28 protein-coding genes are annotated in these 12,476 nt (G+C 33.7%); 27 read left to right on the forward strand and 1 reads right to left on the reverse strand.

Features of this window, described 5'->3' with window-relative positions:
• Positions 1 to 135 precede the first annotated feature (135 nt).
• Genes ILT06_RS03330 through ILT06_RS03390 form a run of 13 tightly spaced genes read left to right on the forward strand, consistent with a single transcriptional unit; the run spans position 136 to position 5,231 of the window.
• Positions 136 to 363 (forward strand): helix-turn-helix transcriptional regulator, encoded by a 228-nt coding sequence (locus ILT06_RS03330; protein ID WP_261784462.1) that lies wholly within the window; start codon positions 136 to 138, stop codon positions 361 to 363.
• Between the two features lie 6 nt (positions 364 to 369).
• Positions 370 to 1,095 (forward strand): ORF6C domain-containing protein, encoded by a 726-nt coding sequence (locus ILT06_RS03335; RefSeq protein ID WP_222654818.1) that lies wholly within the window; start codon positions 370 to 372, stop codon positions 1,093 to 1,095.
• 38 nt (positions 1,096 to 1,133) lie between these two features.
• A complete protein-coding gene (locus ILT06_RS03340) occupies positions 1,134 to 1,394 on the forward strand; it encodes a group-specific protein (RefSeq protein WP_222654819.1) in 261 nt (86 codons plus the stop codon).
• A 12-nt stretch (positions 1,395 to 1,406) separates the two neighbouring features.
• Entirely contained in the window at positions 1,407 to 1,571 is a 165-nt protein-coding gene (locus tag ILT06_RS03345) for a hypothetical protein (protein WP_222654820.1), read from the forward strand.
• A gap of 29 nt (positions 1,572 to 1,600) precedes the next feature.
• A complete protein-coding gene (locus tag ILT06_RS03350) occupies positions 1,601 to 1,777 on the forward strand; it encodes a hypothetical protein (protein ID WP_098082037.1) in 177 nt (58 codons plus the stop codon).
• 5 nt (positions 1,778 to 1,782) lie between these two features.
• On the forward strand, positions 1,783 to 2,646 hold the full coding sequence (locus ILT06_RS03355) for a phage replisome organizer N-terminal domain-containing protein (protein ID WP_222654821.1): 864 nt from the start codon (positions 1,783 to 1,785) through the stop codon (positions 2,644 to 2,646).
• Complete coding sequence (locus ILT06_RS03360) at positions 2,588 to 3,451, forward strand: ATP-binding protein (RefSeq protein ID WP_222654822.1); 864 nt, start codon at positions 2,588 to 2,590, stop codon at positions 3,449 to 3,451. Before ILT06_RS03355 ends, ILT06_RS03360 begins: the two co-directional genes overlap by 59 nt.
• Positions 3,452 to 3,453: 2 nt before the next feature.
• Complete coding sequence (locus tag ILT06_RS03365) at positions 3,454 to 3,648, forward strand: hypothetical protein (RefSeq protein ID WP_222654823.1); 195 nt, start codon at positions 3,454 to 3,456, stop codon at positions 3,646 to 3,648.
• A gap of 16 nt (positions 3,649 to 3,664) precedes the next feature.
• Positions 3,665 to 3,934, forward strand: a complete 270-nt coding sequence (locus ILT06_RS03370; protein ID WP_222654824.1) for an AbrB/MazE/SpoVT family DNA-binding domain-containing protein — start codon at positions 3,665 to 3,667, stop codon at positions 3,932 to 3,934.
• 1 nt (position 3,935) lies between these two features.
• The gene (locus ILT06_RS03375) at positions 3,936 to 4,295 is read left to right on the forward strand and encodes a cell division protein SepF (RefSeq protein ID WP_222654825.1); all 360 of its coding nucleotides are present in this window, start codon (positions 3,936 to 3,938) and stop codon (positions 4,293 to 4,295) included.
• 18 nt (positions 4,296 to 4,313) lie between these two features.
• Entirely contained in the window at positions 4,314 to 4,481 is a 168-nt protein-coding gene (locus ILT06_RS03380) for a DUF3954 domain-containing protein (protein WP_087985222.1), read from the forward strand.
• A 25-nt stretch (positions 4,482 to 4,506) separates the two neighbouring features.
• Positions 4,507 to 4,758, forward strand: a complete 252-nt coding sequence (locus tag ILT06_RS03385) for a helix-turn-helix domain containing protein (protein ID WP_087966859.1) — start codon at positions 4,507 to 4,509, stop codon at positions 4,756 to 4,758.
• A gap of 17 nt (positions 4,759 to 4,775) precedes the next feature.
• On the forward strand, positions 4,776 to 5,231 hold the full coding sequence (locus ILT06_RS03390; protein WP_222654826.1) for a nucleoside triphosphate pyrophosphohydrolase family protein: 456 nt from the start codon (positions 4,776 to 4,778) through the stop codon (positions 5,229 to 5,231).
• A gap of 110 nt (positions 5,232 to 5,341) precedes the next feature.
• Here the strand turns inward: ILT06_RS03390 and ILT06_RS03395 are convergent, their stop codons facing one another.
• A complete protein-coding gene (locus ILT06_RS03395) occupies positions 5,342 to 5,749 on the reverse strand; it encodes a magnetosome magnetite crystal formation protein family (RefSeq protein ID WP_000604158.1) in 408 nt (135 codons plus the stop codon).
• A gap of 158 nt (positions 5,750 to 5,907) precedes the next feature.
• Between ILT06_RS03395 and ILT06_RS03400 the strand changes: the two genes are divergently transcribed.
• The 14 genes from ILT06_RS03400 (at position 5,908) to ILT06_RS32845 (ending at position 12,403) form a co-directional block, all read left to right on the forward strand.
• The gene (locus tag ILT06_RS03400) at positions 5,908 to 6,405 is read left to right on the forward strand and encodes a phiTE_072 family protein (RefSeq protein ID WP_222654827.1); all 498 of its coding nucleotides are present in this window, start codon (positions 5,908 to 5,910) and stop codon (positions 6,403 to 6,405) included.
• A gap of 2 nt (positions 6,406 to 6,407) precedes the next feature.
• Complete coding sequence (locus ILT06_RS03405) at positions 6,408 to 6,797, forward strand: hypothetical protein (protein WP_222654828.1); 390 nt, start codon at positions 6,408 to 6,410, stop codon at positions 6,795 to 6,797.
• Positions 6,798 to 7,713: 916 nt separating this feature from the next.
• Positions 7,714 to 7,941 carry a hypothetical protein gene (locus tag ILT06_RS03410; protein WP_149692981.1) on the forward strand — a complete coding sequence of 76 codons (228 nt, stop codon included), beginning with the start codon at positions 7,714 to 7,716 and terminating at the stop codon, positions 7,939 to 7,941.
• A 216-nt stretch (positions 7,942 to 8,157) separates the two neighbouring features.
• Entirely contained in the window at positions 8,158 to 8,514 is a 357-nt protein-coding gene (locus ILT06_RS03415) for a hypothetical protein (protein WP_222654829.1), read from the forward strand.
• Positions 8,515 to 8,552: 38 nt separating this feature from the next.
• On the forward strand, positions 8,553 to 8,675 hold the full coding sequence (locus tag ILT06_RS03420; protein ID WP_002138060.1) for a DUF3983 domain-containing protein: 123 nt from the start codon (positions 8,553 to 8,555) through the stop codon (positions 8,673 to 8,675).
• A 113-nt stretch (positions 8,676 to 8,788) separates the two neighbouring features.
• Complete coding sequence (locus ILT06_RS03425; RefSeq protein WP_222654830.1) at positions 8,789 to 8,959, forward strand: hypothetical protein; 171 nt, start codon at positions 8,789 to 8,791, stop codon at positions 8,957 to 8,959.
• Positions 8,960 to 8,979: 20 nt separating this feature from the next.
• A complete protein-coding gene (locus ILT06_RS03430) occupies positions 8,980 to 9,450 on the forward strand; it encodes an ArpU family phage packaging/lysis transcriptional regulator (RefSeq protein WP_222654831.1) in 471 nt (156 codons plus the stop codon).
• Complete coding sequence (locus ILT06_RS03435) at positions 9,447 to 9,989, forward strand: tyrosine-type recombinase/integrase (protein WP_222654832.1); 543 nt, start codon at positions 9,447 to 9,449, stop codon at positions 9,987 to 9,989. Before ILT06_RS03430 ends, ILT06_RS03435 begins: the two co-directional genes overlap by 4 nt.
• 732 nt (positions 9,990 to 10,721) lie before the next feature.
• Positions 10,722 to 11,087 (forward strand): hypothetical protein, encoded by a 366-nt coding sequence (locus ILT06_RS03440; RefSeq protein WP_222654833.1) that lies wholly within the window; start codon positions 10,722 to 10,724, stop codon positions 11,085 to 11,087.
• Complete coding sequence (locus tag ILT06_RS03445) at positions 11,074 to 11,286, forward strand: hypothetical protein (RefSeq protein ID WP_222654834.1); 213 nt, start codon at positions 11,074 to 11,076, stop codon at positions 11,284 to 11,286. Before ILT06_RS03440 ends, ILT06_RS03445 begins: the two co-directional genes overlap by 14 nt.
• A 132-nt stretch (positions 11,287 to 11,418) precedes the next feature.
• Positions 11,419 to 11,637 carry a hypothetical protein gene (locus ILT06_RS03450; RefSeq protein WP_222654835.1) on the forward strand — a complete coding sequence of 73 codons (219 nt, stop codon included), beginning with the start codon at positions 11,419 to 11,421 and terminating at the stop codon, positions 11,635 to 11,637.
• A 6-nt stretch (positions 11,638 to 11,643) separates the two neighbouring features.
• Positions 11,644 to 11,868, forward strand: coding sequence for a hypothetical protein (locus tag ILT06_RS03455; protein WP_222654836.1), 225 nt, complete (start codon positions 11,644 to 11,646; stop codon positions 11,866 to 11,868).
• Positions 11,869 to 11,874: 6 nt separating this feature from the next.
• Positions 11,875 to 12,048 carry a hypothetical protein gene (locus ILT06_RS03460; protein ID WP_222654837.1) on the forward strand — a complete coding sequence of 58 codons (174 nt, stop codon included), beginning with the start codon at positions 11,875 to 11,877 and terminating at the stop codon, positions 12,046 to 12,048.
• Positions 12,041 to 12,403: an HNH endonuclease gene (locus ILT06_RS32845; protein ID WP_222654838.1), complete on the forward strand. Its 363-nt coding sequence runs from the start codon at positions 12,041 to 12,043 to the stop codon at positions 12,401 to 12,403. Before ILT06_RS03460 ends, ILT06_RS32845 begins: the two co-directional genes overlap by 8 nt.
• The last annotated feature ends 73 nt before the right edge of the window (positions 12,404 to 12,476 follow it).

Below are 12,476 nucleotides of genomic sequence, written 5' to 3' on the forward strand. Positions count from 1 at the left end.
ATTTCACAGAACAAAATCAATAATTTTTTCGCGCTACGCGAATTTATTTTATTTCGAAAAAATTTCAGAAAAGATATTTACATATTCGCGAATCGCGAGTATACTAAAGTCAAACATATGACATCGGAGGTAAACATGAAAAGAGAATGGTTAATCAAATTGCGTGAAAATAAAGGTCTTAAGCAATTTGAAGTAGCTAAGAAACTAGATATTTCTTCTAACTATTATTGTGAAATTGAAAACGGAAAGAAGAATCCTAGATGGAATATAGCTATGCGAATTGCGGAGTTCTTTGGTGTATCAGTAGATAATTTTTTTTATAACCCCACTCGCGTTTCGAGAGTGAAAAAGGAAGAGAGGTAAACGTAAATGAATCGATTGCAAGTTGCGCAACATCCAGTAAGTGAGTTTGTTTTTATGGAAGGGCGTAAAGTGGTTACGGATAGCATAACGATTTCTCAAATGTTCAGTAAACGTCACGATCATGTGATGAGAGACATTGAAATTCAAATCGAAAAGCTAATAGAAGCAGGAGAACAACAGTGGGGTATCACCAACTTTGGGGAGACCCAGTATCAACACCCACAAAACAAACAATGGTATGAAAAATATAACTTAACAGAAGATGCTTTTGCGATTGTCGCAATGAGCTACATAACGCCTGAAGCGATGAAGATGAAAATTAAATTTTTAAATGAATTCAAACGAATGAAAGAATACATTCAAAAACAGCAGCAACCATCAGTAGAAGATTCGATTATTTACAGCATGAATGAACTAAAACAAATCAAATCACGTCAAGATCATACGGAAGAAGAAATGAACAAAATGAAACTTTTAGTAGATAACGAACTTTGGCTTACCGAACAAAACAAAGGTGCTGTTCAACGAAAAGTGAAACAACGTGTTTTCGAACTAAGAAAAGAAGGCTACGATAATGCATCTTATCAAGGCGTATATGGAGCATTAAAAAGGCATTTCGGGGTAGCTAAATACGATAAGATACCACGAAAATACTATCAAAATGCAATGAAATTCATTTCTGGATGGTATCCACCTGAAAGGCCTAATTTATTCGATGATCATGTTTCTTAATTGCAAAATTAAAATTTTATAGAAAAGGAGATACGAAAATGATTAGTGTTCAAGTTGATGAAAAAGAAGTGAGAAACCTTTATCTAGCAGAAATTGCGGAAAAAGTTAAAGAAATCGATGCTGAGTTAGTGTATTGGGACGCTAACGAATTAAAACGAAGAACTTGTATGGGATGGAATACCATTCAAAAAACATTCTTTTTTGATCCTAGATTTCCAAAACACAAAGTAGGAGGTAAATGGTATTTCCCAGCTCAACAAGTAAAAGAGTTCTTGTTGCAATGGATAACTGAACAATAAGGAGGTGTTTTTGTGGAAGATACAACATCGTTAGTAGTATTCGCAGTATTTATCGCGTGCAGTGTGTTGTTGCTTTACATTACTTATGAACCGATAAAACAGTGGGCTTGGAGTGACGCAGAAAAAAATAAAAAGACCCATGGCAGTGGGTCCCTTAAGAAAAACAACTTGTTATAAGTATATCACGGAAAGTAGGGAAATAGTACATGCGTTTAACTGAATATCAAGTGCTATTACCTAATAAGTTCTGGAGCTTAGCAGAGAGCAAGGATGAATTAAAACAAATGATTGAGCAGTATTTAAAGATTGGTTATCCGCATTATGAAATTCAACGAATTATCCAAAGTGGACAAGCATATATAGCGGTTTGCGTAAGGAGGTAAGGAATATGTCTGAAGTAAAAGTGAAGTGGATTAAACTTTCGACAACGATGTTTGAGGATGAAAAAATACGTTTAATAGAGAGCATGCCTGAAGCTGATACATTGTTAATCATTTGGATTAAGTTGTTGGCTCAAGCTGGTAAGACAAATGCAAGTGGGTATATTTTTCTGAACGAAAATATCCCATATACGGAAGATATGCTAGCAACTCTTTTTAATCGACCTTTAAATACAGTTCGAATGGCATTAAGTGTATTTAAGAAATTCGGAATGATTGATATTGACGATAATCATTACATCAATGTTGTTAACTGGGGAAACCATCAGAATCTAGACCGTTTAGAAAAGATTAAGGAAGACACTAGAAAACGCGTAGCAGCACATCGAGAAAGAAAAAAACAACAAACACTTAGTTGTAACGTTACATGTAACGAAGAAGTAACGGACATAGATAAAGATTTAGATAAAGATTTAGATAAAGATTTAAAAGAAAAACATAGTCCTGAAATAATTCAGGACAACACTCAACCTATTCCATATCAAGAAATTGTTGATTATCTCAACATAAAAGCAAAAACCAATTATAAACATACATCAAAAAAAACACAGGATTTAATTAAAGCAAGATGGAGAGAAGGATTCGGTTTAACTCATTTTCAACAGGTAATTGACATCAAGGCTTCACAATGGATTGATAATACGGAAATGAGTGGCTATTTAAGACCTATCACTTTATTTGGAACTAAATTCGAAAGTTATTTAAATGAAAAACCTGTAAAACGAAAAGGAGTTTTTAAAGGAGGGACAACTAATGCAAGCAATCAAAAAGATAGTAGCTTCATCGACAAATACGACTTCAAGAAACGCTAATCAAAGATATGTATTGTCGCCTAAAAGATGTACGAATGTATTTTTAGTAGGAAAAGAAAATTTCAAAGACGTTTGCAGCAAACGCATGTTGATAGATATAGAAACAAATGAGGAATTTTGTCCTCAATGCAGATCGGTAGAAAAGGAAGATCAGAAATTAGCTATAGAGACACTAGCTATAAAAAAGAAAAATGAAATCATTCATTTATATGATTCATTTGCTGATAACAGTTTAATAAATGACAAACTCAAAAAAGCTACATTTGAAAATTATGTACCAACTAAAAAAGAATTGGCTGATGCAAAAGAAACGATTATGGATTTTGTTACTTCATTCAATAGAGAAGAACCAACAAGCATGATAATAACGGGTGATTACGGAGTAGGGAAAAGCCATTTGTGTGTGGCAGCCACTAAAGAACTTATGAAGAAGGGTCACAGTGCAATGTTTATTCAAATGAATAAGCTATTTACCAAAATCAAATCAACTTGGAATAAAAATAGCGAAATGACAGAGGACAAGCTTATGTCTCTTCTAGCAAAAGTTGATGTCTTGATTATCGATGACTTTGGAGCGGAATTCACAGAGAAAGATAAAGAAGGCGTCACTTGGAAACAAACGAAAACAAATGAAATTGTAGATAGTCGTATAGGTAAAAGTACATTATTTACTACTAATTTTACGGTCGATGAATTAGCAGGAATGTATGGAGAACGTGATTTTAGTCGGATGATGGAAAACGCTGAAATGTTAGAAATGTATGGGGATAATTATAGATTACGAAATTTTAAAAAGGAGGAATAAGTATGTGTGTATTATGCCGTAATACAGGAATTATTCGTAAAGAAATTTATCCAGGTGTAGGTCTAACGGAAGGGTGTAACTGTGAAGTAGCAAAGCAACAACAAGAAGAAAACGATAAGCGTTGGCAAGCATGGTTAATAAAATTCGAATCAATGAAACAAGAGTTGCACCGTAATAAACAACAAAAAGTCAGTTAACAAGGGGGAGTAAGGAATGAAAAACACAGGCGTTACAAGAAAAGTGGACGAGCTAGGGCGTGTAGTAATTCCGGTAGAGTTACGCAGAACTTTAGGGATTGCTGAAGGTACAGCATTAGACTTTCATGTTGATGGGGAAAATGTCGTTTTAAGAAAACAAGAAAAGTCATGCTTGGTAACGGGTGAAGTTTCTGAATCAAACATAGAGTTGCTAGGTGGCCGAATGTTTTTGAGCAAGGAAGGCGCAAGTGAATTACTGGACCTTCTTCAGAAGAGTGTGAAGTAACATGCCTAAACAATTGAATATTTTCGATGTAGAGCCAGCGATTTGCGAGTTTGATGTAATGAAAGCAAATGTGAAAAGAGGAATGGGACGCGTTACATATGCAGATGTACGTGTCCAAGTTCCGAGAAATGCAAAGAGTACGGATGAATTACCACGCACAACTAAACAAGATGATCGTTATGAAATCTTTGAACAATATGTAATGGCAATTTGGAGATTTCAAAGAGCTGTAGATAAGTTTTTCAATTGGGATACAGCTGAAGAGTTGTGTAAGGCAGCAAGGGATAAAAAAGAAGCTATTGCGGTAAGGGTTTACTTAGGGAGCGGCTTTAAACCTGATGTTGTTGAGTACATGCGGTAGTAAAAGGGAGAGGGACATATGAAAAAAATAGAAATTGATGTTAGCAGCAACAAGCTTTTAATAGTGAAGGACGGAACTGTAACAGCAGTAAATCCACCAATGAGCGGATTTGGTGAGCAAGTCGCGGTTTGGGTAAACGGTAAAGTTGATCGTGTGGATACTAAGTTTACTGAAAAGATAAAATAATCATTTTTAGAAAGTAGGTTCGCTTATGAGTGTAGCAAGAAATCATGAGGCGATGAAGGAATCAAGATTGAAAATTTACATCGCTTTAGAAGAAGCTAACTTCATTTGGGATGAAAGAGATGTAGTACGTTTTCGTGAAATGTGGAGTCAAGGTATGAGCTTACCGAAGATGGCAAAAGCGTTAAGGAGACACCAAGCGGAGGTTGCGCTCCTTGTAATAGATCAGGCTGATAAGTATTTAATTGAAAATCGTCCGATGGGATTAGGAATTTGTTAAAGAGAGGGGAAAACAAAATGAAAGCAATGGAAAACGGTGTATATGCAACAACTAAATTAGTTAGTGAATCAAAGGGAGGACAAGTTGTAATGGATATCAATCAAATCTGTGAATTAGATCAATATCAGGAAGCAACATTACGTACATGGAATGCAAATAATGATTTCGGTGGACGCGTTTTAAATGCAGCATTAGGGCTTACGGGAGAAGCTGGTGAGGTTGCTGATATCGTAAAAAAAGCTATCTTTCATGGTCATGGATTTGATCCAGCGCATTGTCCAGGAGAAGAGAACGGGAATACTCATAAGTTGGCATTAGAGTTAGGGGACATCATGTACTATATCTCCATTATGGCCCACGAGATGGGATATACATTAGAAGATATCGCTCAAATGAATATCTCTAAGTTGGCAAAAAGATACCCAGATGGATTTAGCAGAGAAGCTAGTCAAAAGCGTGTGGATGTGAAGTAAGACCAAATTTGAATTTTATTAAAAAGAAGGAACAGAGGAATATGTAAAAGAGTTTGAAAGGTCTATAAAAAAAGAATTCAGTAAAACTCTGAATTCTTTTACAAGTATTTTTATTTGTTAATCCATTTAGAAATAATAGGATAATGAAAGTCTTTTTCTTGTATCACATATAAAATTCCTTTTATAGGACCGAAAATTAACAAAAGAAACAGTATTAAATATAAAGGAGCTACTCCGAAAATAATCAAAGCGTTATTTGAAGTTAAGTCTAAATTAGACAAAGATAACATTAAGATTCTTATTATGAATAGATTCCAAATCATTGTAATTATCCAAATGAATAGTTGGTAAAAAACAGCTTCAAGGATATTTTTTCGAATGTCTTGTGATTTGCATATGAAATAAAAAATCAATGGTATATAAAAAATTGTGATGCTAAAGAAAATAAGAATAAAAAAAGATAACAAGGTAAGAAAATGCATAATTAATTTTATGTTCTTTTCTTGAGTTAGGATCATTAAGGTCCTCCTATATGTATGAGATTTGTTGTGCCTATTAATATATATGCTGTAGATAATTATAACATCAAAATTAATTGTAATAGAATACTGCATCGAAAAGAACACGTATTAAATTAAACAAAAGCGTTATTTTAATCGAAAAGGGGATAGTTAAAATGGGAATTTCAAAGTACAAAATACCATCTGTTAACGGTGAAGGTTGGGGAGTTTTCTTATTCGATGATACAGGAATATTCACGGCGATTACGGATTTCGGCAACTTCTCATATTGGTTCGAAACATGGAATGGTGAAATTATGAAAGATTTCTTGAGTAGTAGACGTCCTGATCAGATTCTTTGCAAGATAGCAAGAGAAAATGTAATTGATGTTAAGGAAACATTTAAATACATCAAAGAAGAATTGATAAGTCAACGTAGGTCGGAATATTTCACGAAAGAAGAGGCACGCGAGCAATGGAAACTTATCGAAAAGTTGAAAGAAGAAATTCACATTTACTCTGAAGATACAGCATTCACTCTGTTTTATGAGGAAACAAAGATCCAATTTGACGATGGTTTTCTGAGGTTTAAATATCCAAATGCAGCAGTTAGGTTTTGCAATGAAACATTCGTGAGATTACAAGAAAAGATCAGATTGGAAATGGGGAATTAGAGATGGAATACACAATCGTTAAATATGATATGGAACTATGGTTCGATGAAAATAAAGAAGCGGAAGTTATAAAAGTTGTAAAGTGTGATTTAGCGATAAGTACAAACATCATGATAGATGGTAAAGTTTATCACGTTTGTGCAAAATATCCGCAAAATAATCTAATCGGTGTTAGAGAAATACAATTGCAGTCTACACCAGAAGAAGTTGAATATGAAGAATATTTAACATGTCCTTATTGTGGCGAGAAGGATATAGATGCCTGGGAGCGTTCGCAAGACAATGACAAAATTGATTGTAGTACGTGTGGTTCTGAAATTGAGTATTCAAGAGAAGTTGAGATTACATATTCGACTAAACCTATCAAAAGAAACAATCCTATAAAGCTTTAACAAAATAGTTATTTGAAAAAAAGACCTCTTATGGAAAGATAAGAGGTCATCAAAAAGATGTTGTATTTGAAACACGTGATGTTTCACAAAGGAATTATAACATATATCGATATATTACGTATATATAATATTTGAGACGAAATGAATAAAAGTATACAAAATCCGTATTTAAAAACAAAAAGACCCAGAGTTAGGGCTCTAGGGCTTCTTGTTTTGGTATTCTCACATGGTTCTTCAAAAAGAATAGAACATACTGAAGATAACATGTGAATGTTTCATAAATGTATCAAAAAAGTGAACAAAATTGCTATTGCAGAAGATGCAGAAATGAAGTTTCTAATACGTAAGTACGTGAAAGGTGTTATTTCCAATGGATAAAATGCGCATGGGACACCTAATCATTATTTTATCGGAGGAAAAGAATATGTTATGAACTCGGTTGAATAAAAAAATGAAAATTTTACTTTAAGCGAAGTTAATGAAATATATTTTGGGGGTTAAATCAATGATTGTTATCTCGATGGACACTTTAACTTTATAAAAGTCCTAGAAGAAAAACACAACTATGAGGAATAGTAAGCTATAAAAGTGAACAAAATTGTTATTTAAATAAAAGAAACCCCGATTGTCTGCGGGGCTTCTAAGGGTAATCGTCAAGTAATGACGTACTCGACTAAATAACCATATCATGAATTTTTTGGTAAAAATACTGGTAAATGTGTCCAAATTAGAAAGGGCATCATTTTGAAAAAAACGCTATTTAAATAAAAAAAGAGCTTGCAAGGAAACAAGCTCTAACGTAATTGAGATGCCTATATATTACCATTCATTTCATTATAATTCCATACGCTGTGGTTGAGAAATAAAGTATAAGCAATTTAATAAAAATTTCATTTTGTTGAAAAGGGGAATGGATATGCGAATGTATAGATGGAGAGCTACATTAACTGCTGGTGGAGAGCATGAGCGTCTCAAAAAAATTAAAGAGCGTAATCGAAAACGCAAATTGCATCGTAATTTCACTATAGAATGTCAAGAGAGTTCAACAGTATGGATAGGTTGGATGTGTCCAAAGTGGTTCGCTGAAAGAGCTGACAAAAGAAAGGAAAGGCGCAAATTAAAAAGAGCAGCTAGCAAAAGCTAACTGCTCATGTAAGGAAAACGGAGAAAGATAACCATGTGTCTACAGTATTGACGGAATTTTGAGTTTTATTCAGGGGAGGAAGAGAAAATGAATAAAGAAGAATATGAAACAGCAATAAAAATAAACGGTAAAGATTTAACTCTTACACAGATTTATGAATTGATGGAATATGAAAACAAACCTGTTCAAACACATTGTTAGTAGGGGGAGAGGAAAATGAAAGAAGGAATTGGTAAATTAACTGAAATAAGCGCTTATATGGTTTTTCTTGTAGCAACAACGGATGATCAGTTCGAAGTGGAGCTAAGTGTTTCGTGCGGTGAGGATATAGAGTATTACATGGGATTGCATTTAAAAGAAAATTGGAAAGAGCTGTTTGAAGATACAAAGTACGTATGCGACGCCTCTTTTGAAGGGATTCAGATGGTCGCTAAAGATAAGGAAGATAAGCATGCTTGTTATATTGAAACGATGAATACACGTAGACGAGCAAGTATTAGTATTGATCGACAAGCGCTAAATGACAACAACATAGACAAGCTTAATAGAATTAAGGAAATAATTAATTCTTAATAAAATAATCCTTTGAATAGAAAGCGAGGTTAAGATAAATGTCTAAATTAAAGAAAAAGAAAACCAGAAAAGCTATTGCTCGACGTGCGAAATCCTTTGAAAAATATAGAGTTAAAAGCGCTTGGAGAAACATATTTGTACAAGCTGGTATTTTAAAGTGAAAAGAAACTGAATATAGTCCGGCTAGAAAACTAGAGGACACCAATTTTTAGAGCAGCAATCAAGCTGTTTTAAGAAATGGTGTCCTCTTTATTTTTGAAAGGGGATGTGGAGAATGAAGAACTTAAAAGATCAAATACGTGAATGGAAAAAGCAATCTAAGCAAGCAAAAAAGAAACATAAGAAAAAGAAAGAAGAGAAGCTAACCACTCGTGAAATTGAAAATTTAATGGGGGTTTATGGACCACGTTATGAACGTAGACGTGGTGCATTAAGACAAAAATAATAAAAATGGAGGAATTTAATATGAATAAACAATTATCATTTAAAATGCCAATTGTAGATGGGAAAAGAACAAAACAAGAGGTTGAAAAAGTATTCGAAGATTATCGTAGGTATTTAGCAACAATGCCATGTGATATGTTGCCAAAAGTGACGCCGTCATATTCAATTGTTCCTCCATCAGTTACAAATGAATTTAATAGTTCAACAGAGAATATTGCTATCGAAAGAATAGAGTATGAGCAAGAAAGAAAAGAGTTCATGGATTGGATTTATGATGCTGTGAATCGTTTGAGAGATGATGAACGTGAAGTCATAGTGAAATTTTATATGGAAGATGAAGTTGGATATGATCCAGACATTTGGATGGATTTAGGTATAGGTAAAACAAAGTATTATAAGTTAAAAGGACGAGCTATACTACGTTTAGCATTCAATCTAAAAAAAGAGGTATATCAAAAAACGCGTAGACAAAAAGAGGTGCCAAGCGTATGAATCTCGTTCAACCAATAAGAGACAAAGAATTAATTCAGGAGCTCAAAGAATATTTTAAGGAACAGAATGAGCGCAATTACATTCTGTTCCTTCTTGGGATTAATACAGGATTACGTATTTCGGATATCTTACGTTTACGAGTACGTGATGTAGAAGGATGGAGTATATTTATTCGTGAAAAGAAAACCAAAAAGGTTAAAGAGGTAAAGATGCCTTCTGATTTAAAGAAAGCATTGAGGGAATATGCGAAGGGGAAACTTAAGAACGAGTTTCTTATTAAAAGTAGAAATGGTAAGAATAAACCTATTACTAGATCGATGGCATATGTAATTTTGAATCAAGCGGCCCTAAAATTCGGACTAGAACGAATTGGGACTCATTCACTAAGGAAGACATATGGATACCATCACTACAAACAATTTAAAGATGTAGTTGTTTTGCAAAGAATGTTAAATCATACAGATCAAAAAGAAACATTAAGATATATAGGGATTGAACAAGATACATTAAATGATTATCAAAAGAAATTCAAAATCTAAACAGTTCTTTTTTTTAGCCATTTTTGAATTAGCTACAAAAGAAAAGTGTCAAATTCATTTATAAGAAGTATGGAAAAGCTTGATAGCTCTAAGGGGAAACGAGATGGTCTAATTCAACACAATATGGTTTATAGTGAATTCATTTCTAAGGATTAAAGAACATATTTGTTCAAAACTATGCAAAAAGAGGCTGAAAAACGATGTGAAAAAATACAGAAATAAAAAACGCGAACTATTCGTGAACTATTTGCGAACTATTTACGGACACGTTTTGGTTTTTAACATGATATATTTGTATTGTGAGAAGTGGCGGAAAACATTGCTCACAAAATTCCTTATAACTGAAAATGGATCGTCATAACCGGTGGCGATGGTTGCAGATTGGATGAATAGTTGTTCTTGATTTCATATCCAACTGTAAATTACGTTATACAAACGGAGAAGGGCTTTTGCTCTTCTTCCAGTTACTTAATAATGTTGGCGCAGATGTATGTAACAACATTAGGTGATTGGAAAAAGAATAAAACTTCACGTACCACAATTAAAATACAAATGAATAATTGAGAGAAAAGCATCCATTCGGGTGCTTTTTATTTAGAAAACCATAACCATGTAAGAATGATAAAAGCAAAGAGAATAATTAGTATTTGTGAGAATTTCATAACATGCTCCTTTTAAACTATAGTGTTTGCAAAGAAGTGAGGGAGCATTCCTTATGGAGGAGGATGAAGGATGGAAAGTATAACAAATATAATTGCTATTTTAGAAAGAAGTATTAACGATTTACAAATAGATAGAGATGGCCTAAGACAAACATTACTTCATGTTTCAACGACGGTAGAAGCATTGAATAGAAAGGTTGATATGTTAGAAAAAGGATTAGCAATGAAAGCTGATATAACTCATGTTCAACAAATAAATATACAATCTGAAATAATTAAGAAGATTAACGGTAGTAAGTCGGTAGGGATGGATTCTAAAGTGGGCATTTCATTAGATGGAACTGTAACTCTTGAATCTATAGTTGAACAAACTACAGATGCTATCAAGATATCAGCGACTAATATCAATGGAGTGAGAACAAATGAAACTAAATAAACAAGAACAAGCGGTTGTGATTGGAACATTCATCTCAATGTTAGGAACAGATCTTGTAAATGAGCGTATCGATAAAAAGAAATTAGAAAATGCAATTCCTATCTTTGATGAGATGCAAGATAATACAACACCAAAGCAAAAGAGAGAAGCAATGATTAGTTTGTTAGATAAAACGATGGATGAACTTTTAAAACAATAGCCATAAAAAAAGGAAAAGCAACTCGCATGGGGGCGAGCCACTTTTCCGAATGGCAATGTTAACTCTATTATAACAATTTGTATTTATTTGTAAATATATAATCGGAATATTCTTTCAAATGGAGTGAAGATGATGGAATTAACTAAGCTTGAGAAAGCAATTGCTCTTGGCACAATCCTTAATTCTATTGATGAAGACAAGCTTGAAGATTATGTGGAATTAGAATCATTGCGACCAGTAGTTAAAGTATTGAATAGGTTAAACAAAAGAACAAAGCCGAAAGAAAAGAAAGAAGCCGTAACGAACTTAATCAGTAAGTTGATGGATGATTTATTAAATGATAAGGAGTGAGATAGAATGCTATGGTTATTAGCTTATCTTATTGTAGGTATGGTCTACATTTCTTCTGGGATGCATTCAACTGTACGTAAGTTGTTAAAAGATGATAAAGGAGATCCGAATCAAGAGATGATAACGATTGCGGTAATGTTATTTCTTATTTGCATCTTCACACTTGTGTGGCCAGCGTTAGCAACAATGAGGATTGCTGGTAAGTTTCATAAAAAGAAAGTTAAGGAGTGAGTATAGATGTGTGAGCATAAGTATCAAGTGTTAGATAGTGAGACTACTTCTTTTTATTCTGACGACAAACAATTTAATCGAAAAGTATCAGCTACTTTCTATTGTGAGAAGTGTCTTGATATTCAATACCGAGAGAAGCGGATTGATACAGGTACGATAGAGGTAAAAGATAGTGAATGAATATAACACCAAGCAACAACGAAAGTTCTACGATAAATACAACAGGGATAAAGAAGCGAAGAAGTTCTATGACAGCACAGCTTGGCGAAGGTGTAGAGAGTTAGCGCTAATACGAGACAACTACCGTTGCCAAGAGTGTATGAAGCATGATCCATTGATACCAGTACCTGCTGATATGGTCCATCATATCAAAGAAAGAAGTGAATATCCTGAACTTGCATTAACATTAGATAATTTAATTAGTTTATGTAATGCATGTCATAATAAAGAACATCCTGAAAAAGGTGGAGGGAAAAAGAAAAGCAAAAGGAAGATTCAGTTCGTAAAAGTAAAAGCGAACAAAGAATTCATATAGCCCCCCTCCTTTTATTGTTCAAAGCCGTTTCCGCTCAGACCGGATGCTTCCTTCGTGGGTAGCGCAAGTGATT

Source organism: Bacillus sp. 17RED48 (assembly GCF_019837545.1).
GTDB lineage: Bacteria > Bacillota > Bacilli > Bacillales > Bacillaceae_G > Bacillus_A > Bacillus_A wiedmannii.

Bases quoted from the DNA above. Each gene is read 5' to 3' on its own strand.
- ILT06_RS03455 (WP_222654836.1), top strand. From the start codon at position 11,644: ATGCTATGGTTATTAGCTTATCTTATTGTAGGTATGGTCTACATTTCT.
- ILT06_RS03440 (WP_222654833.1), top strand. From the start codon at position 10,722: ATGGAAAGTATAACAAATATAATTGCTATTTTAGAAAGAAGTATTAAC.
- ILT06_RS03375 (WP_222654825.1), top strand. From the start codon at position 3,936: ATGCCTAAACAATTGAATATTTTCGATGTAGAGCCAGCGATTTGCGAG.
- ILT06_RS03445 (WP_222654834.1), top strand. From the start codon at position 11,074: ATGAAACTAAATAAACAAGAACAAGCGGTTGTGATTGGAACATTCATC.
- ILT06_RS03460 (WP_222654837.1), top strand. From the start codon at position 11,875: ATGTGTGAGCATAAGTATCAAGTGTTAGATAGTGAGACTACTTCTTTT.
- ILT06_RS03355 (WP_222654821.1), top strand. From the start codon at position 1,783: ATGTCTGAAGTAAAAGTGAAGTGGATTAAACTTTCGACAACGATGTTT.
- ILT06_RS03365 (WP_222654823.1), top strand. From the start codon at position 3,454: ATGTGTGTATTATGCCGTAATACAGGAATTATTCGTAAAGAAATTTAT.
- ILT06_RS03370 (WP_222654824.1), top strand. From the start codon at position 3,665: ATGAAAAACACAGGCGTTACAAGAAAAGTGGACGAGCTAGGGCGTGTA.
- ILT06_RS03390 (WP_222654826.1), top strand. From the start codon at position 4,776: ATGAAAGCAATGGAAAACGGTGTATATGCAACAACTAAATTAGTTAGT.
- ILT06_RS03380 (WP_087985222.1), top strand. From the start codon at position 4,314: ATGAAAAAAATAGAAATTGATGTTAGCAGCAACAAGCTTTTAATAGTG.
- ILT06_RS03330 (WP_261784462.1), top strand. From the start codon at position 136: ATGAAAAGAGAATGGTTAATCAAATTGCGTGAAAATAAAGGTCTTAAG.
- ILT06_RS03405 (WP_222654828.1), top strand. From the start codon at position 6,408: ATGGAATACACAATCGTTAAATATGATATGGAACTATGGTTCGATGAA.
- ILT06_RS03360 (WP_222654822.1), top strand. From the start codon at position 2,588: ATGCAAGCAATCAAAAAGATAGTAGCTTCATCGACAAATACGACTTCA.
- ILT06_RS03385 (WP_087966859.1), top strand. From the start codon at position 4,507: ATGAGTGTAGCAAGAAATCATGAGGCGATGAAGGAATCAAGATTGAAA.
- ILT06_RS03335 (WP_222654818.1), top strand. From the start codon at position 370: ATGAATCGATTGCAAGTTGCGCAACATCCAGTAAGTGAGTTTGTTTTT.
- ILT06_RS03420 (WP_002138060.1), top strand. From the start codon at position 8,553: ATGTCTAAATTAAAGAAAAAGAAAACCAGAAAAGCTATTGCTCGACGT.
- ILT06_RS03435 (WP_222654832.1), top strand. From the start codon at position 9,447: ATGAATCTCGTTCAACCAATAAGAGACAAAGAATTAATTCAGGAGCTC.
- ILT06_RS03350 (WP_098082037.1), top strand. From the start codon at position 1,601: ATGCGTTTAACTGAATATCAAGTGCTATTACCTAATAAGTTCTGGAGC.
- ILT06_RS03410 (WP_149692981.1), top strand. From the start codon at position 7,714: ATGCGAATGTATAGATGGAGAGCTACATTAACTGCTGGTGGAGAGCAT.
- ILT06_RS03450 (WP_222654835.1), top strand. From the start codon at position 11,419: ATGGAATTAACTAAGCTTGAGAAAGCAATTGCTCTTGGCACAATCCTT.
- ILT06_RS03395 (WP_000604158.1), bottom strand. From the start codon at position 5,749: ATGATCCTAACTCAAGAAAAGAACATAAAATTAATTATGCATTTTCTT.
- ILT06_RS03340 (WP_222654819.1), top strand. From the start codon at position 1,134: ATGATTAGTGTTCAAGTTGATGAAAAAGAAGTGAGAAACCTTTATCTA.
- ILT06_RS03430 (WP_222654831.1), top strand. From the start codon at position 8,980: ATGAATAAACAATTATCATTTAAAATGCCAATTGTAGATGGGAAAAGA.
- ILT06_RS03400 (WP_222654827.1), top strand. From the start codon at position 5,908: ATGGGAATTTCAAAGTACAAAATACCATCTGTTAACGGTGAAGGTTGG.
- ILT06_RS03425 (WP_222654830.1), top strand. From the start codon at position 8,789: ATGAAGAACTTAAAAGATCAAATACGTGAATGGAAAAAGCAATCTAAG.
- ILT06_RS03415 (WP_222654829.1), top strand. From the start codon at position 8,158: ATGAAAGAAGGAATTGGTAAATTAACTGAAATAAGCGCTTATATGGTT.